1 protein-coding gene is annotated in these 306 nt (G+C 77.8%); it reads right to left on the bottom strand.

Annotated features, from left to right (window positions below; translation table 11 throughout):
- A partial coding sequence (locus tag D5687_RS11210; RefSeq protein ID WP_204742200.1) for a hypothetical protein occupies positions 1 to 306 on the bottom strand: 306 nt, incomplete at both ends.

Here is a 306-nt window from a genome sequence, read left to right as displayed (position 1 = left end):
GCCATCGACGAGGCGCGCCAACCGCGGCGCCGGAACCGCCAGGATGACGGCGTCGGCCTGCCAGCGGCCGCCGGTTTCGTCGCGCAGCACCCAGCCGCGTTCGAGCTGGACCACCCTGGCCCGCACCCAGTGCACCCGGCTGCGCCGGACGAGCCCGTCGAGCAGCACCTGATACCCGCCGTCCAGCGCGCCGAACACCGGCCCGCCGCTTCCCGGCGGCAGCGCCTGCCGGACCGCGTCGGTCACACTGGTCGCCCCGCGATCCAGGGCCGCGGCCACGCTCGGGGCGGCCGCGCGCAGCCCGAT

Origin of the sequence: Guyparkeria sp. SCN-R1 (assembly GCF_003932495.1) — a bacterium.
Classification (GTDB): domain Bacteria; phylum Pseudomonadota; class Gammaproteobacteria; order Halothiobacillales; family Halothiobacillaceae; genus Guyparkeria.
The sequence above is the reverse complement of the archived record's forward strand: the minus strand, read 5'-3'. Positions and strand labels throughout refer to the sequence as shown.